Genomic DNA, 25,117 nt, shown 5'->3' with positions numbered 1-25,117 from the left:
CGCGCGCACAGTCTACTCGTGCGCCGCGAGCCTCCAGTCGGCGAAGTCGAAGCCGGGGGAGACCGCGCAGCTCACCAGAACCTCCTGGTCCGTGGCCGGTCGGGCCGCCTGCCAGGTCCCCGCGGGGACGAGCGCCTGCGCGACGTGACCGGCGGCGAGGTCCGGGCCGAGCGTCACCGCGACCGCCGCATCGTCCGGCGCGTCGCCCGCGCCGCCGAGCCGCAGCTCGAGCGCGCCGGGGCCGTGCCACAGCCAGACCTCGTCGGAGCTGACCACGTGCCACGCGCTCTCCTCGTCGGGCGTGAGGAGGTAGTGGATGATCGTCGCGGCGGGGCGGGGGCCGCCCGCCGTGTCGACGGCGGACGATGCGGTGTAGGTGCGGCGGAACCAGCCGCCCTCGGGGTGCGGCTCAAGGCCCAGCAGCGCGGCGGTCGCGGGGATGGCGGTCATGAGAAGGCGGCTCCGGTCCTGTCGGTGAAAGCCCCCGCCGCGTGGCGGAGGCGCCCGGCGATGACGGTGGCGACGGCACGGCCCTCGCCGTGGCGAGCGAGGTCGTCGACGGTGGTGGCGACGTCCGCGACGGGGACGTCGAGGAACGCGAGATCGGCGCGCGCGCCCACCGCGAGGTACCCGGTGCGATCGGCGCCCATGTGCAGGCCCATCGCGCGCGACCCGCCGAGCGTCGCCGCGGCGAGGAGGCGCTCGGCCAGGTCCGCTCCGGAGTAGCCCTGGCCGCGGGCGAGCCGGTGCAGCGCGGCGACGTCGCCCATGAGGTCGAGCGACGGCGCGCTCGACAGGGAGTCGGTGCCCACCGAGATCGGGCTGCCCTCGGTGAGGTAGGCCGCGACCGGCGGCTCGTCGAGGCCGATGACCGCGTTCGAGCGCGGGCACAGCGCCACCGAGGTGCCGCGCGCGCGCAGGAGCGCGCGATCGTTCGCGCTGAGGTACACGCCGTGCGCGATGTGGCAGTCGGGGCCGAGCACGCCGAGGTGGTCGACGTAGTCCGTCGCGGAGGTGCCGTAGCCCGCCGAGCGCAGCTCGGACAGCGAGCCGAGGTTCTTCGCCTGCCACGGCTCCGCGACGGTGTGCGAGAACTCGCGCTCGATCGCGGACTCGCCCAGGTGGATGTGGATGCGGCTGCCGCGCTCGCGGACGATGTCGGGGATGTCGAGCAGAGGCACGATCTCGAGGGAGTACGGCGCGTGCGGGCTGAGGCCCGTCCCCGGCGGCGTCGGGAGCGCGTCCAGCGCCGCCTCGACCTGCGCGCGGCCGCGCTCGCGCCAGGCCGCGTTGGTCCAGTCCATGACCTCCCAGTACGTGATGCCGTGCAGCCCGGCATCGGCGAGCGCGTACATCGCCTCGAGATCCGTGACCACGTCCGCGACGGACGTGGTGCCCGCCTCGAGCGCCATGCGCGCGCCGGCGGCCGCGGCGCCGCGCCAGTCCTGGCCGCGGTCGTACACCGGGTTGAACGCGCGCGCCCAGTCCTCGAATCCCTGGTAGCTGCCCTGGCCCACCTCGGCCATGCCCGTGTACTGCAGGTGGGTGTGGGCGTTGATGAGCCCGGGCATGAGCACGCCGTCCCAGTGCACCTCGGTGAAGGCGTGGCCGCTCTCGCGAAGCGCCTCGACCACCCACGCGCGCTCGCCCACGTGGACGATGCGGCGGCCGCGCACGGCGATCGCGCCGTCCAGCACGGGCGGCGCGGTCATGGGCAGCACCAGGGCCGCGCTGTAGACGACGGTGCTCATGCGCCGACGCCCCGGTAGCGGCGCGAGCGCCAGTCCGGGCCCTCGGCGGGGGACGATGCGCGGCTTGCGTCGAGCGCGAGGCCGCGGGCGGTCGCGGCGGTCGCCGCGACGTGCGCCACCGCATCGTCCGCCAGCGCGTGCACGCCGATCGCGGGGCGCGTCTCGACCAGCTGCCGGATGGCGGCGAGCTGGGTCGCGAAGCTGAGGTCCATGATCTCGATGGGGTTGCCCTCGGCGGCGGTGACGTTGATGCAGCCTCCGCGGTCCAGCACGAGCGTGCCGTGGGCGGTGTCGACGTCGAGGTGAGGCACGGGAGCCCCGGCCACCTCGATGGGTTCGAGCACGGCGGCGTCCAGCTCGACCTCGCCGGGCACGCCGCCCGCGACGGCGACCGCGGCCGCACGCGCGAGGATCTCGGTGGTGACCGTCGCGGCCACGCCGGTGCAGGACACCACGAGCGCGCCGTCGGCGAGGTCCTCGGCCTGGCCCACCTCGTAGCCGTCGTGCGCGGCGAGCAGCGCGCGCAGCGGATCGATCTCCGCGACGCGCACCTCGGCGCCGAGCGCGCGCAGATGCGCCGCGACGCCCACGCCGACCGGGCCGTAGCCGATCACGAGCACCGGCATGTCGCGCACCGTCGCGTCGACGTGCTCGAGCAGATCGGCGATCGCGAGCACGCACGACTGCCCGGTGCCGTAGCGGTTGTCGAAGCCGGTCTTGGTCGCCGCATCGTTGACCGCGACCACGGGCGTCGCAAGCAGGCCCGCCGCCGCCATCGCGCGCAGCGGCGTGAGGCCCGAGGTGGTCTCCTCGGTGACGCCGATCCAGCCGCCGACGATCTCGGGAGCGGCCTCGTGCGCCAGGCGGACCAGGTGCGAGCCGTCGTCCACCACGACGTCGAAGCCGCGCCGCAGCCACGCGAGGGCCGCATCGCGCTCGGCGTCGCCGGAGAGGGTCGCGTCGGCGTCGACCGGCACCCCGCGCTCGCGGAGGACCTCGGCCACGGCCGGGTCGGTCTCGTCGGGGTGCGCGTACACCGCCACGTCGGCGCCCGCGTCGCGCAGCAGCAGCGCGAGGTTGGCAGTCTTGGGCTCGAGCGTCATCGAGACGCCGATGCGCAGCCCCGCCACCGTGCCCGCGGCGGCGAGCTCCGCGGCGAGCGCGGTCGAGACCGGCATGTGGGCGCGGGCGAAGTCGAGCCGTCCGCCGGCGTCGCCGCGGCCGGCCAGGGGCCGTCCGCCCAGGGCGAGGGTCGCATCGTTCCCGTGGACGTCGATGTCGAGCACGTCGGGCCCGGTCGCATCGTCCTCGACCAGACGCGCGCCGAGCGCGCGGGCCATGCCCGCGACGGCGAGCGCGGTGGCGGTGTCCTCGGCCTCCGCGGACACGCGGACGGGCCGTCCTGCGATGAGGAGGTTGGTGTCGCTGGCGAAGCGGCGGAGGATCCGCTCGGCCGTGGCGTGCGGGTCGGTCATGAGGAGAAGTCTAGGAGCGCGCACGCCGAGGACCGCCCGCCACCTCCGCCCCTCCGCTGGACACTTCCAACGGAGCGAGTCCCGGGTCGGCGGCGTGTCGCACGGATATCGCCTCGGATCGCCCGCGTGTCGCTCCGAGATCCGTTGCCAGTGTCCGGGAGGCGGGAGCCGGGCGTGCCTAGGATGTCTGTGCCGGAATCTCCGGTCCGTCGTCATGCCCTGGGAGGACCCCCGTGACCGCTCGCCCGCTCGCCCCCCTGCTCGGAGACTGGGCCGACGCGCGCCTCGGGGACGCCGCCGCGATCCAGGCCCCCGGGGCGGCCGCCGCGCCGCTCCTCGCGCGCGCCGCGGCCACGGACGATGCGCCCATCGTCGTCATCGCGGCCACCTCGGGCGACGCCGAGCAGCTCGCGCGCGCGCTCACCGCGTACCTGGACCCGCTCGAGGTCGCCACGTTCCCCAGCTGGGAGACGCTGCCCCACGAACGCCTCAGCCCGCGCTCCGACACGGTCGCGCGGCGCCTCGCGACGCTGCGCCGCCTGGTTCACCCCGCCGAGGCCGCCGAGGAGTCGGGCCTGCCGGCGCCGCGCGTCGTGGTCGCGCCGCTGCGCGCGATGCTGCAGCCGCTGGTGCCCGGCCTCGCGGACCTCCAGCCGGTGCTCCTCAAGAAGGGCGACGAGCGCGACCTCACCGACCTCACTCAGGCGCTTGGCGCCGCCGCGTACACCCGCGTCGACATGGTCGAGCGGCGCGGCGAGTTCGCCGTCCGCGGCGGGATCGTCGACGTCTTCCCACCCACGGACCCGCACCCGATCCGCGTCGAGTTCTTCGGCGACGAGGTCGAGAGCCTGCGCTTCTTCTCCGTCGCGGATCAGCGGTCGCTCGAGTCCGTGGGCCGACTGTGGGCCCCGCCGTGCCGCGAGCTGCTGCTCACCGAGGACGTGCGCGCGAGGGCCGCGAGCCTCGCCGAGCAGATCCCCGCGGCCGGCGACATGCTCGCCCGCATCGCCGACGGCCACGCGGTCGAGGGCATGGAGTCGCTCATCCCGGTCCTGCTCACGCGCCTCACCCCGGTGACGGACGTGCTGCCCCGCGACGTGCGCATCGTCGCCCTCGAGCCCGAACGCCTCGCGCGCCGCGCCGAGGACCTCCAGCACACCGCGCAGGAGTTCCTCCAGGCCGCGTGGGTGAGCGCCGCCGCAGGCGCCGACTCGCCCATCGAGGCGCAGGGACCGGAGGGTCATGGCGGCTTCCTCTCCCTCGAGGACGTCGAGGTCTCCGCCGCCGAGCGCGGCCTGGGGTGGACGGCCATCGGCCCGTTCGGCACCGCCGCCGCCGAGGTCCCCGGCATCGGCGAGATCGAGGACTTCCGCGGCCGCCTCGCCGCGGTGCTCGACCTCATCAAGGCGCGCCTGGGCGAGGGCTGGCGCGTGGTCATCGCGGCGGCCGGCACCGGGTCCGCCCACCGCATCGTCGAGCAGTGCGGCGAGCGGTCCATCCCCGCGCGGGTCGCGGCGACGGCGGACGATGCGGACGCCGGCGTCGTCGCCGTCCTCGCCGGCGTCGACGCGCGGGGCTTCCAGGTGCCGGACGCGAGGCTCCTGGTGCTCCACGAGAGCGACCTCACCGGTCGTTCCGCGAGCGCCGCCGGCCCCAAGGTCAAGGTCCCCGCCCGACGTCGCACCGCGGTGGACCCGCTGCAGCTGCGCCCGGGCGACTTCGTGGTCCACGAGACCCACGGCGTCGGGCGCTTCGTCGAGCTCACCAAGCGCACGGTGCGCGGCATCGAGCGCGAGTACCTGGTGATCGAGTACGCGGCGTCGAAGCGCGGCGGGCCGGCCGACCGGCTCAGCGTCCCCACCGACCAGCTGGACCTCATCACCAAGTACGTGGGCGGCGAGGCCCCGAGCGTCAACAAGATGGGCGGCGCCGACTGGTCCAAGACCAAGGGCAAGGCCCGCAAGGCCGTCAAGGAGATCGCCGCCGAGCTCATCCGCCTGTACAGCGCGCGCATGGCGACCAAGGGTCGCGAGTTCGGCCCCGACACCCCGTGGCAGCGCGAGCTCGAGGAGTCCTTCGCGTACGTCGAGACCCCGGACCAGCTGTCGACCATCGACGAGGTCAAGGCCGACATGGAGAAGGCCGTCCCCATGGACCGCCTCGTCTGCGGCGACGTCGGCTTCGGCAAGACGGAGATCGCGGTCCGCGCCGCGTTCAAGGCCATCCAGGACGGCACCCAGGTCGCGATCCTTTGCCCCACGACTCTCCTGGTGAAGCAGCACGTCGACACCTTCTCCGAGCGCTTCGCGCAGTTCCCCGTCAAGGTCGCGGCGCTGTCGCGCTTCCAGACGGACAAGGAGGCGAAGGAGATCATCGACCAGCTGGGCAAGGGCGAGATCGACCTCGTGGTCGGCACGCACCGCCTCATCACGGGCTCTGTGCGGTTCAAGAACCTGGGCCTCATCATCATCGACGAGGAGCAGCGGTTCGGCGTCGAGCACAAGGAGACGCTCAAGGCGCTGCGCACCGACGTCGACGTGCTCGCGATGTCCGCGACGCCCATCCCGCGCACGCTCGAGATGGCCGTCACCGGGATCCGCGAGATGTCCACGCTCGCGACCCCGCCGGAGGAGCGGCACCCGATCCTCACGTACGTGGGCCCGCATGAGGACGCCCAGGTGATCGCCGCGATCCGCCGCGAGCTGCTGCGCGACGGGCAGGTGTTCTACATCCACAACTCCGTCAAGACCATCACCCGCGCGGCCCTCAAGATCGGCGAGCTGGTGCCGGAGGCGCGCGTCGCGGTCGCGCACGGTCAGATGAGCGAGAAGCAGCTCGAGCAGGTCATCGTCGACTACTACGACAAGAAGTACGACGTGCTGGTGTGCACCACCATCGTCGAGACCGGCCTGGACATCTCCAACGCCAACACGCTCGTCGTCGAGCGCGCGGACACGTTCGGCCTGTCGCAGCTCCACCAGCTGCGCGGACGCGTGGGCCGCGGCCGCGAGCGTGCCTACGCCTACTTCCTCTACCCGCCGGAGCGCACGCTCACCGAGACCGCGCACGACCGCCTCCAGACCATCGCCGCCAACACCGACCTCGGCTCGGGCATGGCCGTCGCGATGAAGGACCTGGAGATTCGCGGCGCCGGCAACCTGCTGGGCGCCGAGCAGTCGGGCCACATCGAGGGCGTGGGCTTCGACCTCTACATCCGGATGGTCGGCGAGGCCGTCGCGGGCTTCCGCGGCGAGGAGGTCGAGGACCGGGCGCCGATGACGGTCGACCTGCCGATCGACGCGCACCTTCCCACGTCCTACATCGAGCACGAGCGGCTGCGCCTCGAGGCCTACCGCAAGATCGCGGACGCGGACACGCCGGAGACGCTCGCCGAGGTCGAGGAGGAGCTCGACGACCGCTACGGGCCGCTGCCCGAGCCCGTCGCGAACCTCGTCGCCGTCGCGCGCCTGCGCCTCGAGCTGCGCGCGGCCGGGATCCACGACGTGGTCAGCCAGGGCCGGCTCATCCGCTTCAGCCCGCTCGAGCTGCCCGACTCGGCGGCGATGCGGGTGACGCGCCTGTTCCCGGGCACGCTCATCAAGCCCGCGGTACGCCAGGTCCTGGTGCCCGCGCCCATGACCGCACGCGTGGGCGGCAAGCCCGTCGAGGGCCTCGAAGTGCTCGACTGGGTCCGCACCGTCATCCAGGCGACGCGCGCACCGGCGCCGGCGTGAGCGACATTAGGATGACGCCCATGCGCTCGTCTCGACTCGCCGTCCTCGCCGCATCGTCCCTCCTGCTCGCCGGCTGCGCCGTGCCGGGCCAGGCCGCCGCCCCCGGCGTCGCGGTGCAGACGGACGATGCGACGCTCACCTCCGCGGACCTCGACGCCATCGCGGCGGCGTGGGAGGCGGACAGCGACGGGGCGATCGTCCCGGACCGCCAGTCGCTCGCGACGGCCGCGCTGCTGGGCCCCGGCCTGGTCGACGCCGCGGCCGAGAACGGCGCGCAGATCAACGAGGGCGTCGCGACGACGTTCGCCACAGAGTGGCTCCGGTACGCGGGCGTCGAGGACCCCGAGCCGAGCGAGGCCGTGGTCGAGTCCGTCGAGAACGTGCTCGCGCTCTACGTCGCGACCTACGCCGACACCACCGGCACGGTGCTGCGCGCCGCGGTCGACGGGCTCCCGGAGGACGTCGCCGTGTCGCCCCGCCTGGGAGAGCTCTCGGCCGATGCGCTGGTCACCTCCGCGCAGGCCGCGGTGGGCGACGCCGAGGTCCAGGGCCTCGGCAACTACGCCTTCACCGCGTTCATCGGCGTGAGCGGCTTCGCCGACGCGTCGCCGTCCTGGGCGGCGCGTGGCTGACGGTCTCGACCGCTTGGTGGAGGTGATGGATCGCCTCCGCTCACCCGGGGGCTGCGACTGGGACGCCCAGCAGACCCACGAGTCGCTCGCGCCGTACGCCATCGAGGAGGCGCACGAGCTGGTCGAGGCGATCGAGACGGGCTCGCGCGATCACCTTCGCGAGGAGCTCGGCGACGTGCTCCTCCAGGTGGTGTTCCACGCGCGCGTCGCGCAGGAGCATCCGACCGAGCCGTTCGGGCTGTCCGAGATCGCCGACGCGTGCGCCGACAAGCTCGTGGCGCGCCACCCGCACGTGTTCGGGGACGAGTCCGCGGGTGACATGGACGAGCATCTGCGCCGCTGGGACCGCATCAAGGCGGAGACCTCGGGCCGCGAGAGCGCCTTCGACGGCATCCCCGCGACGTTGTCCGCGCTCGCGCGGGCGCAGAAGGTGCTCGGCCGCGCCGAGCGCGCCGGCCTTCCCGGCGCCCCGGCCACCGGTGCCCCCGCCGCCGACGCATCGTCCGACGCCGCCGTGGGCGACGCCCTGCTCGCGCTCGTGGCCCGCGCGCGGGCCGAGGGCGTCGACGCGGAGACCGCGCTGCGTGCCTCCGTGCGCCGGGTCGAGGAGGCCGCTCGCGCGGCTGAGCAGGCAGGACGCCCCGATACCGAAGGTTCACCGGCGTAGGACGTACGTCGCTCAGCGCACCCCCGTGCGCATCGTTAGACTCCCAAGAGGTCCATCCATTCCAAGCGAAGGAGCATCATGGCCAGCATTGAGGCCGTCGGCGCCCGCGAGATCCTTGACTCGCGCGGCAACCCCACCGTCGAGGTCGAGGTAGCGCTCGAGGACGGCACGTTCGCACGTGCAGCCGTCCCGTCCGGCGCATCGACCGGCGCGTTCGAGGCAGTCGAGCGCCGCGACGGCGACAAGGGCCGTTACCTGGGCAAGGGCGTCGAGCAGGCCGTGGACGCGGTCATCGACGAGATCGCCCCCGAGATCGTCGGCCTGGACGCCACCGAGCAGCGCATCATCGACCAGATCATGCTCGACCTCGACGGCACCGACAACAAGGGCAAGCTCGGCGCGAACGCCATCCTCGGCGTCTCGCTCGCGGTCGCCAAGGCGGCTGCGGACTCGTCCGACATCGCGCTGTTCCGCTACGTGGGCGGCCCGAACGCCCACGTGCTTCCCGTCCCGATGATGAACATCCTCAACGGTGGGTCGCACGCCGACTCCAACGTCGACATCCAGGAGTTCATGATCGCCCCCGTCGGCGCGCCCACGTTCCGTGAGGCGCTCCGCACCGGTGCGGAGGTCTACCACTCGCTCAAGTCCGTGCTCAAGGAGCGCGGCCTGGCCACCGGTCTGGGCGACGAGGGCGGCTTCGCGCCGAACCTCGGCTCGAACCGCGAGGCGCTCGACCTCATCCTGGTCGCGATCGAGAAGGCCGGCTTCACCCCCGGCGACGACGTCGCGCTCGCGCTCGACGTCGCCGCGACCGAGTTCTTCAAGGACGGCGGCTACCAGTGGGAGGGCGGCGTGAAGACGCCCGAGGAGATGATCGCCTTCTACGAGGGCCTCGTCGCCGACTACCCGCTGGTCTCCATCGAGGACCCGCTGTCCGAGGACGAGTGGGCATCGTGGACCGAGCTCGTCGCGAAGGTGGGCGACAAGACGCAGATCGTCGGCGACGACCTGTTCGTCACCAACCCGGTCCGCCTCAAGCGCGGCATCGACGAGAAGGCGGCCAACGCCCTGCTCGTGAAGCTCAACCAGATCGGCACCCTGTCCGAGACCTCGGACGCCGTGCAGATGGCGCAGCGCGCGGGCTTCGCGGCCATGGTGTCGCACCGCTCGGGCGAGACCGAGGACGTCACCATCGCGGACCTCTCCGTCGCCTACAACGCGGGTCAGATCAAGACCGGTGCGCCCGCCCGCGGCGAGCGCATCAACAAGTACAACCAGCTGCTCCGCATCGAGGAGGAGCTGGACGACGCGGCGCAGTACGCCGGCAAGTCGGCCTTCCCGCGTCGCTACGGCTTCTAAGCCCCACGACGCTCGACGGACGGGCGCGTCTCCCTCGGGAGGCGCGCCCGTTCCGCATTCCCCGGGTGTTCTGCGCGACTCGCGGGGCCCGGCGTCCGGGGGACGGGCCGCGAGCCTGGACAATAGCCACGTGACCGATCCGACCCGCCGCGAGCCGCGCCCGGCCGCCTCGCCCGCGGGCGGGGCGCGTCGCCCGCAGGCTCCAGGCGTGCGCGCGGCGACGGGGTCGGTCCCGACGGCCGCCCCGCGGGTCCGGTCGACTCCGCGTCGCCGCGCGGCGCCCTCCACGGGCGGCGTGCGGATCCCGAAGGCGCGCGCGTCGAGCAGGCCCGGGCCCAGCACGCGTGCGACGCGGACCGCGGCCACGCGCAACCGCATCGAGCCCGTCCAGCTGCGAGGATCGTGGTTCTCGGCGTTCTCGTTGCGCGTGCTCGTGCTCGTCGGCGTGGTGGTGCTCGCGGCGGCCGTGGTGCTGCCGTCGCTGCGCGCGTACTTCCGTCAGCAGGAGGACCTCCTGCAGCTGCGCGCCGATGCGGTCACCGCGCAGGAGTCGGTCGACGACCTCACGGCAGAGGTCGCGCGCTGGGACGATCCGGCCTACGTCGAGGCCCAGGCGCGTGAGCGCCTCGCCTACGTGTACCCGGGCGAGACCCCGTACCGCGTCATCGACCCGGAGACCGTCGAGGGTGCGGCGGAGGGCTCGCCCGCGGCCGAGACGGACCAGGCGATCGAGGAGTCGGGGACCTGGTACACGCGGCTGTGGGGCTCCGTCGAGGAGGCGGGCGAGGCCGACGTCGACGCCGGCGGGGGCAAGCAGGGCCCCGCATCGTCCGCCGAGGACGCCGACTAGACTCTCAGGGTGACCGACACCCCCGCGACCGAACGTGACGTCGCCGTCCTCGCCGCCCAGCTGGGACGCGAGCCGCGCGGCATCGTGGCCATCGCCGCCCGCTGCGTGTGCGGCAACCCGACCGTGGTCCACACGGCGCCGCGGCTGCCGGACGGCACACCCTTCCCCACGCAGTACTACCTCACGCATCCCGATGCGGTGGCCGCGGTCTCGACGCTCGAGGCCAACGGAGTGATGAAGGACATGCAGGCCCGGCTCGAGTCCGGCGAGGAGCCCGAGCTGGTCGAGGCCTATCGCGCGGCGCACGAGCGCTACCTCGAGGAGCGCTACGCGCTCGGCGACGTGCCGGAGATCCACGGCATCTCGGCCGGGGGCATGCCCGACCGCGTCAAGTGCCTCCACGTGCTGGTGGGCCATGCGCTCGCCGCCGGTCCCGGGGTGAACCCGCTCGGAGACGAGGCGCTCGCGCTCATCGCGGACTCGTTCCGCCCCGACCGCTGCACGTGCGCGGTCGACGTGGCCGGATAGTCTGCAGCCATGCGTGTAGCCGCCATCGACTGCGGGACCAACTCGATCCGCCTGCTCATCGCCGACGTCGACCTCGCCGCCGGCACCCTGACCGACGTGGTCCGCACCATGACCGTGGTGCGGCTGGGTCAGGGCGTGGACCGCACGGGCGAGTTCGCGCCCGAGGCGCTGCAGCGGACCTTCGCCGCCACCGACGCCTACGCCGCGCAGTGCCGCGAGCACGGCGTGGAGGCGATCCGGTTCGTCGCCACGTCCGCCACGCGCGACGCGCGCAACCGCGACGTCTTCCTCGCCGGTATCTCGGACCGACTCGGCGTGGTCCCCGAGGTCATCTCGGGAGCCGAGGAGGCCGCGCTGTCCTTCAGGGGTGCGACGGGCGCGCTCGACGCGGCGCACGATGCGCCGTTCCTGGTGGTCGACCTGGGCGGCGGCTCCACCGAGGTGGTGCTCGGCGTCGAGCAGCCCGAGGCGGCGCACTCGATGGATGTCGGCTGCGTCCGCATGACCGAGCGTCACCTGGCGGGGGACCCGCCCAGCCGCGAGCAGGTCGCCGCCGCCGAGCGCGACGTCCACGAGGCGATCGACATGGCCTTCGCCGGTGTGCCCGTGGAGCGGACGCGCACGCTCGTGGGGCTCGCCGGCACCATCACGACCGTGACCGCGCACGCCCTGGGCCTGCCCGAGTACGACCGCGACGCGATCAACGGCGCCGTCGTCGACATCGACGACGCGATCCGTGCGTGCGACGAGCTGCTCGCGGCCTCGCGGACCGAGAGGGCGGCGCTCGGGTTCATGCACCCGGGCCGCGTGGACGTCATCGGCGCGGGCGCGCTCGTGTGGCGCACCGTGATGACGCGCGTGCGTGACGCGGTGGTCGCCGCGGGAGGCACGTTACCCCACGTCGTGACGAGCGAGCACGACATCCTCGACGGCATCGCGTTCTCGGCGGCCGAGCGGGCCTGAACCCGCGCATCGTCCGCGAGGAAGCCGCCCCCGTAGCCCAACTGGCAGAGGCAGCCGGCTTAAACCCGGCCCAGTGCGGGTTCGAACCCCGCCGGGGGCACGTGTCCGGCATCGGCCGCGCGCGGAGGGCATCGGTGCACGTCTACCGCCGTCCTCGGCGAATTCATGCGAGTCGCGACGCGCCCGCGAGGCGGCGCGGGCGGCGCGGGCGGGCGGCACGTCGAGCCGTCGCGATCTGCATGAATTCGCGGAGCACCGGGGCACGCACCACCGCGAGCAGCGGTGCGCCGCCACCCCGCGCAGGCGGGCCGACCAGGACGTCGTAGGCTGGTGCGCCATGGCTGCCGGCGCGACTGTTCACACGTTCGACATCACCCTCGCGGACGTCGACCGCGGCGTCTACGAGGACCTGTCGCTCCGCGTCGCGCGGCACCCGTCCGAGACCGCGGCGTTCATGATGACGCGCCTGTTCGCCTTCTGCCTCGAGCACGAGGACGGCATCACGTTCTCCGAGGGCATCTCGACCACGGAGGAGCCGGCGGTGCTGGTCCGCGACCTCACGGGGCTCGTCACCGCGTGGATCGAGGTGGGCCAGCCGGAGGCGGAGCGCCTCCACCGCGGGAGCCGCCTCGCATCCCGGACCGCGGTCTACACGCAGCACGATCCGGCCAAGGTCCTCGCGCGCTGGGAGAGCAAGAAGATCCACCAGCGCGAGCGGATCCTGCTCCACAGCTTCGATCCCGGCTTCGTGGAGGCGGCCGCGGCGCTGCTCGAGCGGCGCAACGCGCTCACGGTCTCCATCACCGAGCGGCATCTCTACCTCGAGCTCAACGGCTCGTCGCTCGACTCGGCGATCCACACCGTGCCCCTGGGCTGAGCTCCGCCCGCCGCGTCCCCGCAGGTCTCCCGTGCTTCGGGCGCCGCGCCCTTGACGGATCACTTGCTTATTGCAAGTGTGAGAGGCGTCGATGGACCTACGAAGAGGGGGTCGCGATGACCGCGATGTTCGTCAACCTGCCGGTGACCGATCTGGAGCGCGCGAAGGCGTTCTACACGGCGGTCGGGTTCACCATCAATCCGCAGTTCACCGATCACAACGCCGCGTGCGTGGTGGTCGAGGACGGCCACAGCTACTTCATGATCCTGGTCCGGGAGTTCTTCCAGACCTTCACCGACCTGCCGATCGGCGACCCGAAGGAGGCGGTGTCGGCATCGACCGCGATCTTCCTCGACAGCCGGGAGGAGGTCGATGCTGCGGTCGCGCAGGGCGTAGCGGCGGGCGGCAGCGAGCCGGGCCCGCCCACGGATCTCGGCTTCATGTATCAGCGCCAGCTCGCTGACCCCGACGGCAACGTCGTCGACTTCGGGTACATGGACCCGGTCGCCGCGGAGCAGGGGCCTGAGGCCTTCATGAGCCAGCAGGCCTGAGGTCGATGGCCGCACGCGAGTACGGGCAGTACTGCGGGGTCACCCGGGCCCTCGAGCTGGTCGGCGAGCGCTGGGCGCTGCTCATCGTCCGCGACCTGCTCGTGGGGCCGCGCCGCTACGGCGAGCTGGCGACGGGGCTGCCCCGCATCCCGAGCAACATCCTGGCCGCGCGGCTGAAGGAGCTGCAGGCCGCAGGCGTCCTGCGGCGCGTGCCGCACTCGCGCACGGTGGTGTACGAGCTCACGCCGTACGGGCGCGAGCTCGAGCCCGTGGTGCTGGCGCTCGGCGCCTGGGGCTTCAAGGCGATGGGGGAGCCCCGCGCGGAGCAGGTCATCACCCCCGACTCGATGACCATGGCGCTGCGCACCGCCTTCAGGAGCGAGGTCGCGAGCGCGCTTCCGCCCACGGCCTACATGGCGCATCTGGGTCCTGCGGCGCTTCACGTGCGCGTCGACGGCGCAGCGCTCACTGTCGCGCGGCGCGAGGCGCGCGCGGACCTCGTCTTCTCCGCGGGGCCCGACATCCGGCGCCTCGTCTCGGGCGAGCTCTCGGCCGACCGGGCGATCGCCGCCGGGGTCGTCCAGGTGCTGCGCGGCAGTGATGACCTCGTCGGACGGTTCGCGGACACCTTCCATCTGGCGGCGTGAGGTCGTCAGCGCCCGGGTCCGGCGATCTCGGGCAGTGAGGACCTCCGCGGGATCGGAGCGAGGATGCCACCTTGCGCTTCCAGTATTCAGCGTTACTATGTAGTGGTAGTCAGCAACACTGAGTAGCACGAGGAGACCCGACGTGGGCAAGCAGATGACGGAGATGCTCAAGGGCACGCTCGAGGGCATCGTCCTGGCGCTCCTCGCCCTCGGCCCGGCCTACGGGTACGAGATCACGGCACGGCTGCGCGACCAGGGCTTCGCGGACATCGCGGAGGGCACCGTGTACGCGCTGCTCGTCCGCATCGAGCAGCGGGGCCTGGTCGACGTCGAGAAGGTGCCGTCGGAGAAGGGTCCGCCGCGCAAGGTGTTCACCCTCAACCCCCAGGGCCGCGAGGCTCTGGACGATTTCTGGAGCAGCTGGGGCTTCCTCGCCGACCGGCTCGCCCACCTCAAGACCGAAGGAGGGCAGTGATGCCCTGGATCGAGAAGCTCACGGGCTCGCTCGCGGAGAAGAAGCAGTACAAGGCCGATGTGCGCCGCATGGCCGAGCTGCCCGCGCCCTACATGGAGGCGGCGATGGCGATGCATCGGTACTTCATGTACTACGGCGGCCTCACGGACGGCGACGTGATGATCACGATGGTCGGCGACCTGGCCGACCTGTGGGAGCGCGCCGCCGCGGACGGCACGCCGGTGCGCGACATCGTCGGCGCCGACCCGGTCGACTTCGCAGAGCAGTTCGCCGAGGCCTACACCGGGCGCCGGTGGATCGACAAGGAGCGGGCGCGCCTGGTCAAGGCGATGGACCACGCCGCAGGCGACGCGCCATGACCGCCGCGGCGATCGAGATCAGCGGCCTCCGGCACGCCTACGGCGACCTCGAGGTGCTGCGCGGGGTCGACCTCGACGTCGCGCGCGGCAGCATCGTCGCCCTGCTAGGCTCCAACGGAGCAGGGAAGACCACGCTCATCCGCATCCTCAGCACCCTGCAGAGGGCCGATGCGGGGCGTGCGTCGGTCGCCGGGCACGACGTCGCCGCGGCACCGGCGGGCGCGCGCGCCGCGATCAGCCTCACCGGCCAGCTCTCCGCGGTGGACGAGGTCCTCACGGGCCGCGAGAACATGCTCCTCGTGGCGCGGCTGCGGCGGGTCCCGGACCCGGGCGCCGCCGTCGATCGGCTGCTCGCGCGCCTCGACCTCGCCGGGGCGGCCGAGCGTCGCGCCGGCACCTACTCGGGAGGCATGCGCAGGCGCCTCGACCTCGCCATGAGCCTGCTCGGCGACCCGCCGGTGATCCTCCTGGACGAGCCCACCACGGGCCTCGACCCCGAGGCGCGTCGCGAGGTGTGGGCGGCGGTGCGCGAGCTCGCCGCGGGCGGCACCACGGTGCTGCTCACCACCCAGACGCTCGACGAGGCCGAGCATCTCGCCGACCGCATCGCGATCCTCCACGAGGGCCGCATCATCGTCGACGGGACGCTCGCCCAGCTCCGGGCGCTGCTCCCAGCCCCCACCGTCGAGCTCGTCGAGAAGCAGCCGACGCTCGAGGAGGTCTTCCTCGCGGTGATCGGCGCGAAGCCCGCCAAGGAGGCGTCATGACCGCCCTCGCCGACACCCGGATCCTCACCGGGCGCTCGCTGCGCCACATCACGCGCAGCCCCGACACGATCATCACCACGGCGCTCATGCCGATCGCCTTCCTGCTCCTCTTCGTCTACGTGCTGGGAGGCGCGATCGAGGTCGGTGCCGACTCGTACATCACGTATCTGCTTCCCGGGATCCTGGTCATCACCATCGCGTCGAGCGTGTCCTACACGGCCTTCCGCCTGTTCATGGACCTGCAGGGCGGGATCTTCGAGCGCTTCCACTCGATGCCCGTGGCGAGGCCGGCGATCCTGTGGGCGCATGTGCTCACCTCGCTGCTCGCGACGTACGTGTCGCTCGCGGTGGTGGTCCTCGCGGCGCTCGCGATGGGCTTCCGGTCGGGTGCGGGGATCGGTGCGTGGCTCGCGGTGGCGGGGATCCTCGGGCTGCTCACTCTCGCGCTCACCTGGCTCGCGGTGATCCCCGGGCTCACCGCGACCTCGGTCGACGGGGCGAGCGCGTTCGCCTACCCGCTGATCCTCCTGCCCTTCGTGAGCTCGGCCTTCGTGCCGACCGACACGATGCCCGGGCCGGTGCGATGGTTCGCCGAGCACCAGCCCGTGACGGCCATCGTCGACTCCGTGCGGGGACTGCTCGCCGGTGAGACCGCCGGCTCGGAGCTGTGGGTCGCGCTCGCATGGGTGGCGGCGATCCTGGCGGTCGCCTACGCGCTCGCGATGAAGGCCTATCGCGCGCGCATCGCGAGGACCCGCTAGGCCGGCTTGGTCGCCTCGAGCGGCAGGGTCCGCTCCGCGGCGCTCGCGATCCACGCCGAGGCCGCCTGGACGTCGCCGAACGCGTAGACGTGCAGCCGGATGTCGCCGTGGTGCGCGAGGTCCAGACGCCCGGCGAGCTCCGCGACGAACCGGTCCGGCGTCGCCGTGCCCATGAGGTTGGCGAGCGAGAAGCCGTACTTGCGGGCGATGCCCGCGCTCGAGCCCACGCCGCACCGGCGCGCGAAGGCGAGCAGGCGCCCGACCCCGGCGGGCCCGGGCACGCCCACCCGGATCGGCACGTCGATGCCGGCGGCGCGCACGCGCTCGATCCACCGGATCACCGCGTCGGCGTCGAACGAGAACTGTGTCGTCAGCGTCGCGGTCATGCCTCGCTCCTGGACCGCCGCGACCTTGGCTTCGAGGGCCGCCCACAGCGCATCGTCCGCGATGGCGGGGTGCCCCTCCGGGTAGCCGCCGATCCCGACCTCGCGCACCCCGTGCTCGGCGAGGATCCCGGTGCGGATGAGGTCCTCGGCGGACACGTACGGTCCCGCCGGGGTGCGCGGGTCGCCCGCGACGATGAAGACGCGCTCGTGGGCGCCGCGCTCGCGCAGCCCCGCCAGCGCCTCGCGTGCGCCGCTCGCGTCGGCGAACCGGCGCGCGGCGAGGTGCGGGACGGGTGCGAACCCGGCGGCGCGCGCGGCCGCGGCGGCGTCGAGCCGATCGTCCGCGCTCTCGGTGCCCAGGTGGGTGATGCTCACCCGCGTGCCGCCGCGGAGCGCGGCCCCTGACAGGGACGCGCGGTCGCGGGCGGTCACCTCGAGCGAGATGTCATGTACGAGCGCGGTGGTCCGGTGCAACGACGGGCCTCCTTCGGTCCGTTGAAGCGGGAGTGCGCGACCATTCTAGCGAGCGCGTCGGACCGGTGCCCGGCACCCTGCCCCCACCGGACACTGGCAACGGATCTCGCCGCGACGCGCCGTGCGTGCGCCGCCCGGAGGCGGCGACACGCCGGCGACCCGGGACCACGTCCGTTGGCAGTGTCCGGGTGGGGGAGGGGCTAGAGGATCGCGGCGAGCTCCTCGCTCGCCGCCGCGCGCACCGCCTCGCGGGCGTCCGCCGCGGAGCGCGCCTCACGTGCGACCCCGGCGAGCGCCCGGCACTCCTCGAGAGAGTGCCGCGATAGCGCGAAGCGCACCGCCGGCACCTTCGTGGGCGCCATCGACAGGCTCGACACCCCGAGCCCGGCGAGCACGAGCGCCAGCAGCGGATCACCCGCCGACTCGCCGCAGACCCCCACGGGCTTCCCGGTCTCGGCGCCGCCGGAGCAGGCCGCCGCGACCACGTCGAGCACGGCCGGCTGCCAGGGGTCGAGCAGATCGGACAGCTCGCCCTCCATGCGGTCCGCGGCCATCGTGTACTGCGCGAGATCATTGGTGCCCAGGGACCCGAAGTCGACCTCCGCGAGCACGTGCCGCGACCGCAGCGCCGCCGCGGGCACCTCGATCATCACGCCGGCCTTCGGCAGCCCCGCCGCGGCCACGCGGGAGGCGAACCACGCCGCCTCCTCCGCCGTGGCGACCATCGGCGCCATCACGCGAACGTCCGCGCCGGTCTCGCGCGCGGCCTGGGCCAGTGCGGCGAGCTGCGAGTCGATGAGCTCAGGCTTCGCCTGGCACAGCCGCAGCCCGCGGCGCCCGAGCGCCGGGTTCTCCTCCTCGCCGAGGTCGGCGAACGCGAGCGGCTTGTCGGCGCCCGCATCGAGCGTGCGCACCACCACGCGGCGGTCGCCGAACGGCTCCAGCACCTTGCGGTAGATCTCGGCCTGCTCGTCGACGCTCGGCAGCGCCGCGGCGGACAGGTAGAGGAACTCCGTGCGGAACAACCCGACGCCCTCGACGTCCTGGGCGCCCGCGGCCACCGCATCGTCCACCCCGCCGATGTTCGCGAGCAGGGCGACGGCGTGGCCGTCGCGCGTGGCACCCGGCCCGGAGACGGCGGCGAGCGCGGCGGCGCGGCGCTCGCGGCGCACGCGCTGCGCCTCGAGCAGGTCGAGGTCGGGGTCGAGCGTGACGGCGCCGGCGTCGCCGTCGACGGCGACGGTCGTGCCCGCCGGGATGTCGGTGGCGCCGTGCAGCTGCACCACGGCGGGGATGCCCATCTGTGCGGCGAGGATCGCCGTGTGGGAGGTCCGGCCGCCGGCGGCGGTGACGATGCCCACCACGCGGGCGCGGTCGAGAGTCGCCGTCTCCGCGGGGGCGAGGTCCACGGCGACGATGACGGACGGACCCGACAGCGGCGGCACGCCCGGCGCGGGCACGCCGAGCACCGCCGCGATCGCGCGGTCGCCGACGTCTCGCAGATCCGCGACGCGCTCGGCGAAGTACCCGCCCAACGCCTCGAACTGCGCGGCGTAGTCGGCGACCGCAGCCTCGATCGCGTGAGCCGGGCCCAGCCCCGCGCCGAGGTGCTTGCCGGCGGCCTTCGCGAGGCCCTTGTCGCGAGCGATCATCGCGGTGGCCTTGAGGATCGGGGCCGCGTGCTCGTCGGCGGCCGCGACGCGGGCGTCGAGGTCGACCGCGACCGCCTCCAGGGCCTCGAGCACGTGCGCGAGGGCGGCGCCCGCATCGGCCGGTGCGGGCTCGTCGGCCGGGGGCCGGACCGGCGGCGCGACCTGCACCACCGGTCCGACGGCCGTGCCGGGGCTGACGCCGACGCCGTGACGGGTGTCGCCGGACATGTCAGCCCTCCTCGGCGTCCAGGTCACGCGACAGGAGCGCGACCAGGGACTCGAGGGCGGCGTCCGCGCCGTCGCCCTCGGCGGTGAGGATGACCTCCTCGCCGTGCTTGGCGCCCAGGGCCATGACGCCCAGGATGCTGGTGGCGTCGACGGCCTCCTCGCCGGCTCGGCCGATCTCGACGTCGAGCCCGGTCTCCTGGGCCGCCTCCACGAAGAGGGCGGCGGGGCGGGCGTGGAGCCCGACGGAGGAGGCGATGGTGACGGTGCGCTGGGACATGAGAGTTCTCCTTGGTGACGGGTTCAGACGGTCGCGACCGCGTCGACGGTGTCGAGCTTCTTGTCGCGGGACTTGAGGGTGAGGACGATGGCGGTCATCACCGCGACGCCGGCGGCGAGGGCGACCAGGAACCACAGGAACCCGCCCATGAGGGGGAGCACCCAGATGCCGCCGTGCGGGGCGCGCAGCGTGACGCCGAACACCATGACCAGGCCGCCGGTGAGGGCGGAGCCGATGACCGACGAGACGATCACGCGGAACGGGTCGGCCGCCGCGAACGGGATCGCGCCCTCGGAGATGAACGAGGCGCCGAGCAGCCAGGCCGCCTTCCCGTTCTCGCGCTCCGGCTCCGAGAACAGCTTCGGACGCAGCGTCGTGGCGAGCGCCATCGCGAGGGGCGCGACCATGCCGGCCGCCATGACCGCGGCCATGATGGTGAGCGCCGGCGCATCGGTCGCGGTGCCCGCGGCGGCGAGCCCCGCAGTGCCGAAGAAGTACGCGACCTTGTTGACTGGACCGCCGAGGTCGAAGCCCATCATCGCGCCGAGCACCAGGCCCAGGATGAACGCCGAGCCGCCCTGCAGGCCGGTGAGCCAGTCGTTGAGGCCGTCGGACAGCGCCTTGATGGGCGTGCCGAGCAGCGTGATGAACAGGCCCAGGGTGATGAGGCTCGACAGCAGCGGGATCACCACCACCGGCATCACGCCGCGCACGCCCTTGTGGACCTTCCAGCTCGCGATCCAGCGGGCCGTGAGGCCGCCGAGCACGCCGGTGACGATGCCGCCCAGGAAGCCCGCACCCATGGTCGCGGCGATCGAGCCGCCCACGATGCCGGGCACCAGCCCGGGCCGGTCCGCGATCGCGAACGCGATGAAGCCGGACAGGATCGGCACCAGGAACCCGAAGGCCGCGCCGCCGATGACGAACAGCAGCGCCGCCCAGCTGGTGAGCGACAGCACGTCGAAGTGCTGCGCGACGTTGTACGCGTCGTCGGACGTGAGGTTGTACTGCGTGATCTCGATCGCGCCGCTCTCGCCCAGCGCGATCTGCGCGAGCATGAAGGACAGCGCGATGAGGATGCCGCCCGCGGCGACGAACGGGATCATGTAGCTCACACCCGTCATCAGCCACTGGCGGATCTGGGTGCCGATGCCTGCCTTGCTGTCGACCTTGGTCGCCAGGCCGGACGATGCGGCGGGCACCGTGGCCTCGGCCTGCGGGTTGGTCCTCCACTCGGAGGCCTTCGCGACCGCCTGGGAGATGAGAGCCGGACCGTCGGAGATCGCCTTCTTCACGCCGACGTCGACGATCGGCTTGCCGGCGAAGCGCTCGGCGCTCCGCACCTCGACGTCGTGGGCGAAGATCACGGCATCGGCCGCCGCGATCTCCTCAGCGCTCAGCGGCGTCGCGCCGGCGGAGCCCTGCGTCTCGACCTTCATGGTGTGCCCGGCGTCCTTCGCCGCGCGCTCGAGCGCCTCGGCCGCCATGTAGGTGTGGGCGATGCCGGTGGGGCAGGAGGTGACGCCCACGAGCGTGAGGCTGGACGATGCGGCGGTCGGGGGAGCGACGGACTCCGGCTGCGCCGGCGGGACGGGCGCCACGACGATGTCGCCCACCTCGGCCTCGACGATGGCGACGACCTCCTGCGCGGTGGTCGCGGCCCGCAGCGCGCCCGTGAACTCCTTCTTCATGAGCGCCTTGGCGAGCTTGGGAAGCACCTGCATGTGCGCCTCGGCGGCGCCCTCGGGGGCGGCGATGAGGAACACGAGCGAGGCCGGTCCGTCCTTGGCGCCCCAGTCGATGCCGTCGGCGCGCCCGAAGGCGAGCGTCGGCTCGGTGATGGCGGCGCTGCGGGCGTGCGGGATCGCGATGCCGCCGGGGAGCCCGGTCGCCATCGTCTCCTCGCGCTTGCGGACGTCCGCGACGAAGGCCTCGACGTCCGTGCAGCGCCCCGTGGCGGCAAGCGTGCCGGCCAGCGCGCGGGTGGCCGCGTGGCGGTCCTCCTCGGCGAGGTCGAGGATGACCTGATCTGCGGTGATCAGTGACATGGGGGTGTTCCTTTCGGGGTCAGCGCTGACCGAGTGCCAGGGCGGCTGAGGGGGAGTGCGTGAGGTCCACGGGGATGCCGTGGAGATCCGCGGGGGTGGGGACGCGGCTGCCGGGAAGGGTCACGGCGGCGGCGCCCCAGAGGACGCCCTCCGAGAGGGAGTCGGCGGAGGGCAGGCCTCGCGAGAGGCCGTGGAGGAGCCCGGCGAGCATGCAGTCGCCCGCTCCTACGGTCGAGACGGGCGCGCCGATGGTGGCGCGCGCGTGGACGGCGTGGTCGCGGTCGACCAGCAGGGCGCCGTCGGCGCCGAGGCTCACCGCGACCGTGGCGATGCCGTGAGACACCAGGTCTCGCGCCGCGGCGAGGACGTCGCCCAGCGTCGGGAGCGGATGGCCCACCAGCTCCGCGAGCTCCTCGTGGTTGGGCTTGATGAGATCGGGCGTGGATGCGACCGCGGCGGCGAGCGGGGCGCCGGAGCTGTCGATCGCGACGCGCACGCCCGCACGTCGGGCGTCGGCGATGAGCCGCGCGTAGAGGTCCTCGGGGGCACCCGGCGGAAGGCTCCCGCAGCCGACCACCCACGTGGCCCCCGCCACCGCCGCGGCGGTCGCGAGCAGCTCGGCCGTCTCGTCGGCGTCGAGCACGGGGCCGGGCTCGTTGAGCTTGGTGGTGGTGCCGTCGGGCTCGAGCACGGAGATGTTCATGCGCGCGGAGCCGCGCACGGGAACCGAGCGGCGCGGCACGCCCGCGGCGTCGAGCAGCTCCTCGAGCAGGTGGCCCTCGGGGCCGCCCACGGGGAGCACGGCGATCGCCTCGCCTCCCTGCGCGGTGATGGCCCGAGCGACGTTGACGCCCTTGCCGCCCGCGTCGACCCGCACGTCGGTGGCGCGGTTGACCTCGCCGCGCTCGAGGGCCGCGAGCGTCACGGCGCGATCGACGCTGGGGTTGGGGGTCAGCGTGACGATCATGCGGCCACGACCTCGGTGCCGGCGGCGCGGAGCTCGTCGGCGACGTCCTCGGCGAGCTCCGCGTCGGTCACGATGAGGTCGACCTCGTCCAGCGCCGCGAAGCGGTGGAGGTGGTCGTCGCCCGCCTTCGACGAGTCCGCGGCGACCACGACCCGGCGCGCGGCGGTGACCATCGCCCGCTTCACCCGCGCCTCGTCCTGGTCGGGCGTGGTGAGGCCGCGCGCCGCGGAGAAGCCGTTGGTGCCCAGGATCGCGACGTCGGCGACCAGGCCGGCCAGGGCATCGGTCGCCCAGTCGCCCACGGCCGCGGCGGTGAGCCCCCGCACGCGCCCGCCCAGCATGTAGAGCGAGATCCCGGGACGGGTCGACAGCGCGGTGGCGGCCGGGAGCGAGTCGGTGATGACGGTGAGGTCGAGGTCGATCGGGAACGCGTCGACCAGCGCCTGCGTGGTCGAGCCCGCGTCAAGGATGACCGTGCCGCCGACGGGGAGCTCCGCGAGCACCCGTGCCGCGATGCGGCGCTTCACGTCGGGGCGGTGGGAGGAGCGCGAGGCGAGGGTCGGCTCGAGCTCGAGCCGCTCGACGGGGATCGCGCCGCCGTGGACCCGGCGCAGCGATCCGCGGCGCTCGAGGGCGGTGAGATCGCGGCGGATGGTCTCGGTGGTGACCGCGAGGGCCTCGGCGAGCGAGGCCACCTCGACGCGGCCCGCGGCGCGTGCCTCGGCCAGGATGCGCTGCTGTCGCTCCGTCGCGTACATGGATGACTCCTTTGTCCGGATTCCCACATCACAACACATAAACAAAGGAAAAGCAACACGAACAAAGAAAAACGGGCACCCTCCCCTCTGACACTGGCAACGGATCTCGCCGCGACACGCCGGGCCCGCCCGCGCATCGTGCCCACCGCGACGGCGTGTCGGACCCGATTCCGTTGTGACTGTCAGCGGGGCGGGAGCGTGGCCGCTGCCTGGCGCGTTGTCCTCTCGACGGTCCCGCCGGCGCGCGTAGGCGCGCGTCTAGACTGGGGCGGTCACCCACTGAGGAGGAAACGTGGCAAGTCCGGTGTTCAGCAACGCCCAGGAGTTCAAGGCCGATCCGCTGCTCGCGCAGCCGACCGCGACGGAGCTGGACCAGCAGTTCCAGGCGCCGTCGGCGGCCCCGGGCTACGTGACGGCCGAGCGCATGAGCTACCGCGGCGTCATCAACAAGACCGCCGGGCTCGGCATCGTGACGCTCGGGCTGGGCGCGGCGTCGTACGTCTACGTGGCCCAGCAGCCGTCGGCGCTGCTGTTCGCGATCGGCGCGGGCTTCGTCGCGATGATCGTCGGTCTGATCGCCGCGTTCAAGCGCACGCCGGGCCCCGCGCTCGTCGGCACCTACGCGGTGGCCGAGGGCCTGTTCCTCGGCGCGATCACCGTCGCGATCGAGACGTGGGCCAACGTCCCCGGCGCGGGTGTGCAGGCGCTCGCCGCGACCGGCATCACCTTCATGGTCTGCCTCTGGCTCTACCGCTCGGGCAAGGTCCGCTACACCGCGAAGCTCAACAAGATCTTCATGATCGGCGCGATCTCGTACCTCGTGTTCAGCCTCGTGAACCTGGGCTACATGATCTTCAGCGACTCGAACCAGATGTTCGGCCTGTACTCCGTGGAGATCGCCGGCATCGGCGTCCCGCTCGGCGCGATCATCGGCCTCGTCGCGATCCTGCTCGCGTGCATCTCGCTCATCGGCGACTTCGACTTCATCGACAACGGCGTCAAGCGCGGCCTCGACAAGAAGGTCGAGTGGAAGGCCGCGTTCGGCCTCATCGTCACGCTCGTGTGGCTGTACACCGAGTTCCTGCGCCTCATCGCGATCTTCTCCGGTCGCGACTAGCGCGTCACGCACGAACGCCCCGACCGGACGGTCGGGGCGTTCGTCGTTCCCGAGGACGATGCGCGGGCTCGGCCCTACGCGAAGCTCACCTGGCAGAACCCGTGGTTGCAGTAGCCGTCCGGGTTCTTGTGCAGGTAGCCCTGGTGGTAGTCCTCGGCGTAGTAGAAGACGCCGTCGCCCGCCTCGTCCGCGCGTGCGATCTGCGTGGTGATGGCTCCGTAGCCCTGCTCCGTGAGGCGGGCCTGGTAGCGCTCGCGTGAGGACTCGGCGGCCGCGAGCTGGGCGTCCGTGGTCGCGAAGATCGCGCTGCGGTACTGCGTGCCGATGTCGCCGCCCTGGCGGTTCGCGGTGGTGGGGTCGTGGTTCTCCCAGAACGCCGCGAGCAGCGTGTCGAGGTCCACCGCAGCGGGGTCGTACACCACCTCCACCGTCTCGGTGTGACCCGTGAGCGAGGTGCAGGTCTCCTGGTAGTTCGGGTTGCGGGTCCAGCCGCCCATGTAGCCGACCGCGGTGACGTGCACGCCGGGCAGCTGCCAGAAGATGCGCTCCGCACCCCAGAAGCAGCCCATCGCCACGTAGAGCACCTCCGTGCCCTCGGGCCACGGTCCCTTGAGCTCCGTGCCGAGCACCACGTGACGGTCCGCGATCTGCATCTCCGCGTCGCGGCCGGTCAGCGCCTTCTCCGCGGAGATCATCCTGGTCTTGTCGATTCCGAGCATCCGTTGCTCCCTTCCCCTGTGACGAACGTCGCCGCGCCTCGCCGTGTTCCGCGCGTCCGCGGACCGGATGCCCGGGGCGGCTAGGCTCCGAA

The 25,117-nt window shown here is 73.0% G+C and carries 25 protein-coding genes and 1 tRNA gene; 16 read left to right on the top strand and 10 right to left on the bottom strand.

The annotated features are described in order from the left end of the window. Positions 1-12: 12 nt before the first annotated feature. The 3 genes from AOM09_RS13105 to AOM09_RS13095 are packed head-to-tail and all read right to left on the bottom strand — an operon-like array spanning position 13 to position 3,226. A complete protein-coding gene (locus tag AOM09_RS13105) occupies positions 13-450 on the bottom strand; it encodes a cupin domain-containing protein (protein WP_062389366.1) in 438 nt (145 codons plus the stop codon). Then, positions 447-1,751 (bottom strand): amidohydrolase family protein, encoded by a 1,305-nt coding sequence (locus tag AOM09_RS13100; RefSeq protein WP_062389362.1) that lies wholly within the window; start codon positions 1,749-1,751, stop codon positions 447-449. The genes AOM09_RS13105 and AOM09_RS13100 overlap by 4 nt, the downstream gene beginning before the upstream one ends. Beyond that, positions 1,748-3,226: an adenosylhomocysteinase gene (locus tag AOM09_RS13095; protein ID WP_062389359.1), complete on the bottom strand. Its 1,479-nt coding sequence runs from the start codon at positions 3,224-3,226 to the stop codon at positions 1,748-1,750. The genes AOM09_RS13100 and AOM09_RS13095 overlap by 4 nt, the downstream gene beginning before the upstream one ends. 233 nt (positions 3,227-3,459) lie before the next feature. Here AOM09_RS13095 and mfd point away from each other — a divergent pair, with 233 nt between their 5' ends. The 15 genes from mfd (at position 3,460) to AOM09_RS13020 (ending at position 16,399) form a co-directional block, all read left to right on the top strand. Further along, complete coding sequence (gene mfd, locus AOM09_RS13090) at positions 3,460-6,960, top strand: transcription-repair coupling factor (protein ID WP_062389357.1); 3,501 nt, start codon at positions 3,460-3,462, stop codon at positions 6,958-6,960. Positions 6,961-6,980: 20 nt separating this feature from the next. Further along, the gene (locus AOM09_RS13085) at positions 6,981-7,592 is read left to right on the top strand and encodes a hypothetical protein (RefSeq protein WP_062389355.1); all 612 of its coding nucleotides are present in this window, start codon (positions 6,981-6,983) and stop codon (positions 7,590-7,592) included. Positions 7,593-7,617: 25 nt separating this feature from the next. Then, positions 7,618-8,259: a nucleoside triphosphate pyrophosphohydrolase gene (locus tag AOM09_RS13080; protein WP_062389353.1), complete on the top strand. Its 642-nt coding sequence runs from the start codon at positions 7,618-7,620 to the stop codon at positions 8,257-8,259. A 78-nt stretch (positions 8,260-8,337) separates the two neighbouring features. Further along, positions 8,338-9,621: a phosphopyruvate hydratase gene (eno, locus tag AOM09_RS13075; RefSeq protein WP_062389350.1), complete on the top strand. Its 1,284-nt coding sequence runs from the start codon at positions 8,338-8,340 to the stop codon at positions 9,619-9,621. Between the two features lie 130 nt (positions 9,622-9,751). Continuing rightward, positions 9,752-10,471: an FtsB family cell division protein gene (locus AOM09_RS15580; RefSeq protein ID WP_062389348.1), complete on the top strand. Its 720-nt coding sequence runs from the start codon at positions 9,752-9,754 to the stop codon at positions 10,469-10,471. Positions 10,472-10,480: 9 nt separating this feature from the next. Beyond that, positions 10,481-10,999: a DUF501 domain-containing protein gene (locus AOM09_RS13065; protein WP_062389346.1), complete on the top strand. Its 519-nt coding sequence runs from the start codon at positions 10,481-10,483 to the stop codon at positions 10,997-10,999. 9 nt (positions 11,000-11,008) lie between these two features. After that, positions 11,009-11,962, top strand: coding sequence for a Ppx/GppA phosphatase family protein (locus AOM09_RS13060; protein ID WP_062389344.1), 954 nt, complete (start codon positions 11,009-11,011; stop codon positions 11,960-11,962). A 26-nt stretch (positions 11,963-11,988) separates the two neighbouring features. After that, positions 11,989-12,062: transfer RNA gene (locus tag AOM09_RS13055), tRNA-Leu, on the top strand. A gap of 237 nt (positions 12,063-12,299) precedes the next feature. Then, positions 12,300-12,839 carry a YaeQ family protein gene (locus tag AOM09_RS13050; protein WP_062389341.1) on the top strand — a complete coding sequence of 180 codons (540 nt, stop codon included), beginning with the start codon at positions 12,300-12,302 and terminating at the stop codon, positions 12,837-12,839. Positions 12,840-12,955: 116 nt separating this feature from the next. Beyond that, positions 12,956-13,390, top strand: coding sequence for a VOC family protein (locus tag AOM09_RS13045; RefSeq protein ID WP_062389338.1), 435 nt, complete (start codon positions 12,956-12,958; stop codon positions 13,388-13,390). A 5-nt stretch (positions 13,391-13,395) separates the two neighbouring features. After that, the gene (locus AOM09_RS13040; protein WP_062389336.1) at positions 13,396-14,037 is read left to right on the top strand and encodes a winged helix-turn-helix transcriptional regulator; all 642 of its coding nucleotides are present in this window, start codon (positions 13,396-13,398) and stop codon (positions 14,035-14,037) included. 142 nt (positions 14,038-14,179) lie between these two features. Continuing rightward, positions 14,180-14,512 carry a PadR family transcriptional regulator gene (locus AOM09_RS13035; protein WP_062389333.1) on the top strand — a complete coding sequence of 111 codons (333 nt, stop codon included), beginning with the start codon at positions 14,180-14,182 and terminating at the stop codon, positions 14,510-14,512. Beyond that, positions 14,512-14,871 carry a DUF1048 domain-containing protein gene (locus AOM09_RS13030; protein ID WP_062389331.1) on the top strand — a complete coding sequence of 120 codons (360 nt, stop codon included), beginning with the start codon at positions 14,512-14,514 and terminating at the stop codon, positions 14,869-14,871. Before AOM09_RS13035 ends, AOM09_RS13030 begins: the two co-directional genes overlap by 1 nt. Beyond that, positions 14,868-15,638, top strand: a complete 771-nt coding sequence (locus AOM09_RS13025) for an ABC transporter ATP-binding protein (RefSeq protein ID WP_062389329.1) — start codon at positions 14,868-14,870, stop codon at positions 15,636-15,638. The genes AOM09_RS13030 and AOM09_RS13025 overlap by 4 nt, the downstream gene beginning before the upstream one ends. Further along, entirely contained in the window at positions 15,635-16,399 is a 765-nt protein-coding gene (locus AOM09_RS13020) for an ABC transporter permease (RefSeq protein WP_062389327.1), read from the top strand. The genes AOM09_RS13025 and AOM09_RS13020 overlap by 4 nt, the downstream gene beginning before the upstream one ends. On the opposite strand, the gene AOM09_RS13015 is transcribed toward AOM09_RS13020, so the two are convergent. From AOM09_RS13015 to AOM09_RS12990, 6 genes are all read right to left on the bottom strand, one after another. Next, positions 16,396-17,259 carry a methylenetetrahydrofolate reductase gene (locus AOM09_RS13015; RefSeq protein WP_062389325.1) on the bottom strand — a complete coding sequence of 288 codons (864 nt, stop codon included), beginning with the start codon at positions 17,257-17,259 and terminating at the stop codon, positions 16,396-16,398. The two genes, AOM09_RS13020 and AOM09_RS13015, sit on opposite strands and share 4 nt — an antisense overlap. A gap of 200 nt (positions 17,260-17,459) precedes the next feature. Continuing rightward, positions 17,460-19,139, bottom strand: coding sequence for a phosphoenolpyruvate--protein phosphotransferase (gene ptsP / locus AOM09_RS13010; RefSeq protein WP_062389322.1), 1,680 nt, complete (start codon positions 19,137-19,139; stop codon positions 17,460-17,462). A gap of 1 nt (position 19,140) precedes the next feature. Then, positions 19,141-19,416 (bottom strand): HPr family phosphocarrier protein, encoded by a 276-nt coding sequence (locus AOM09_RS13005; RefSeq protein ID WP_062389320.1) that lies wholly within the window; start codon positions 19,414-19,416, stop codon positions 19,141-19,143. 23 nt (positions 19,417-19,439) lie between these two features. Continuing rightward, entirely contained in the window at positions 19,440-21,464 is a 2,025-nt protein-coding gene (locus tag AOM09_RS13000) for a PTS fructose transporter subunit IIABC (protein ID WP_062389317.1), read from the bottom strand. 19 nt (positions 21,465-21,483) lie between these two features. Continuing rightward, positions 21,484-22,431, bottom strand: a complete 948-nt coding sequence (gene pfkB / locus AOM09_RS12995) for a 1-phosphofructokinase (protein ID WP_062389314.1) — start codon at positions 22,429-22,431, stop codon at positions 21,484-21,486. After that, a complete protein-coding gene (locus AOM09_RS12990) occupies positions 22,428-23,189 on the bottom strand; it encodes a DeoR/GlpR family DNA-binding transcription regulator (RefSeq protein ID WP_062389306.1) in 762 nt (253 codons plus the stop codon). The genes pfkB and AOM09_RS12990 overlap by 4 nt, the downstream gene beginning before the upstream one ends. 292 nt (positions 23,190-23,481) lie before the next feature. On the opposite strand from AOM09_RS12990, the gene AOM09_RS12985 reads away from it, so the two are divergent. Next, positions 23,482-24,306, top strand: coding sequence for a Bax inhibitor-1/YccA family protein (locus AOM09_RS12985; RefSeq protein ID WP_082099175.1), 825 nt, complete (start codon positions 23,482-23,484; stop codon positions 24,304-24,306). Positions 24,307-24,380: 74 nt separating this feature from the next. Here AOM09_RS12985 and msrA read toward each other — a convergent pair whose 3' ends face one another. Continuing rightward, entirely contained in the window at positions 24,381-25,025 is a 645-nt protein-coding gene (msrA, locus tag AOM09_RS12980; protein ID WP_082099172.1) for a peptide-methionine (S)-S-oxide reductase MsrA, read from the bottom strand. Between the last annotated feature and the right edge of the window lie 92 nt (positions 25,026-25,117).

Origin of the sequence: Demequina iriomotensis (assembly GCF_000971395.1) — a bacterium.
Taxonomy (GTDB): domain Bacteria; phylum Actinomycetota; class Actinomycetes; order Actinomycetales; family Demequinaceae; genus Demequina; species Demequina iriomotensis.
This window is presented reverse-complemented; position numbering and strand designations above follow the sequence as displayed.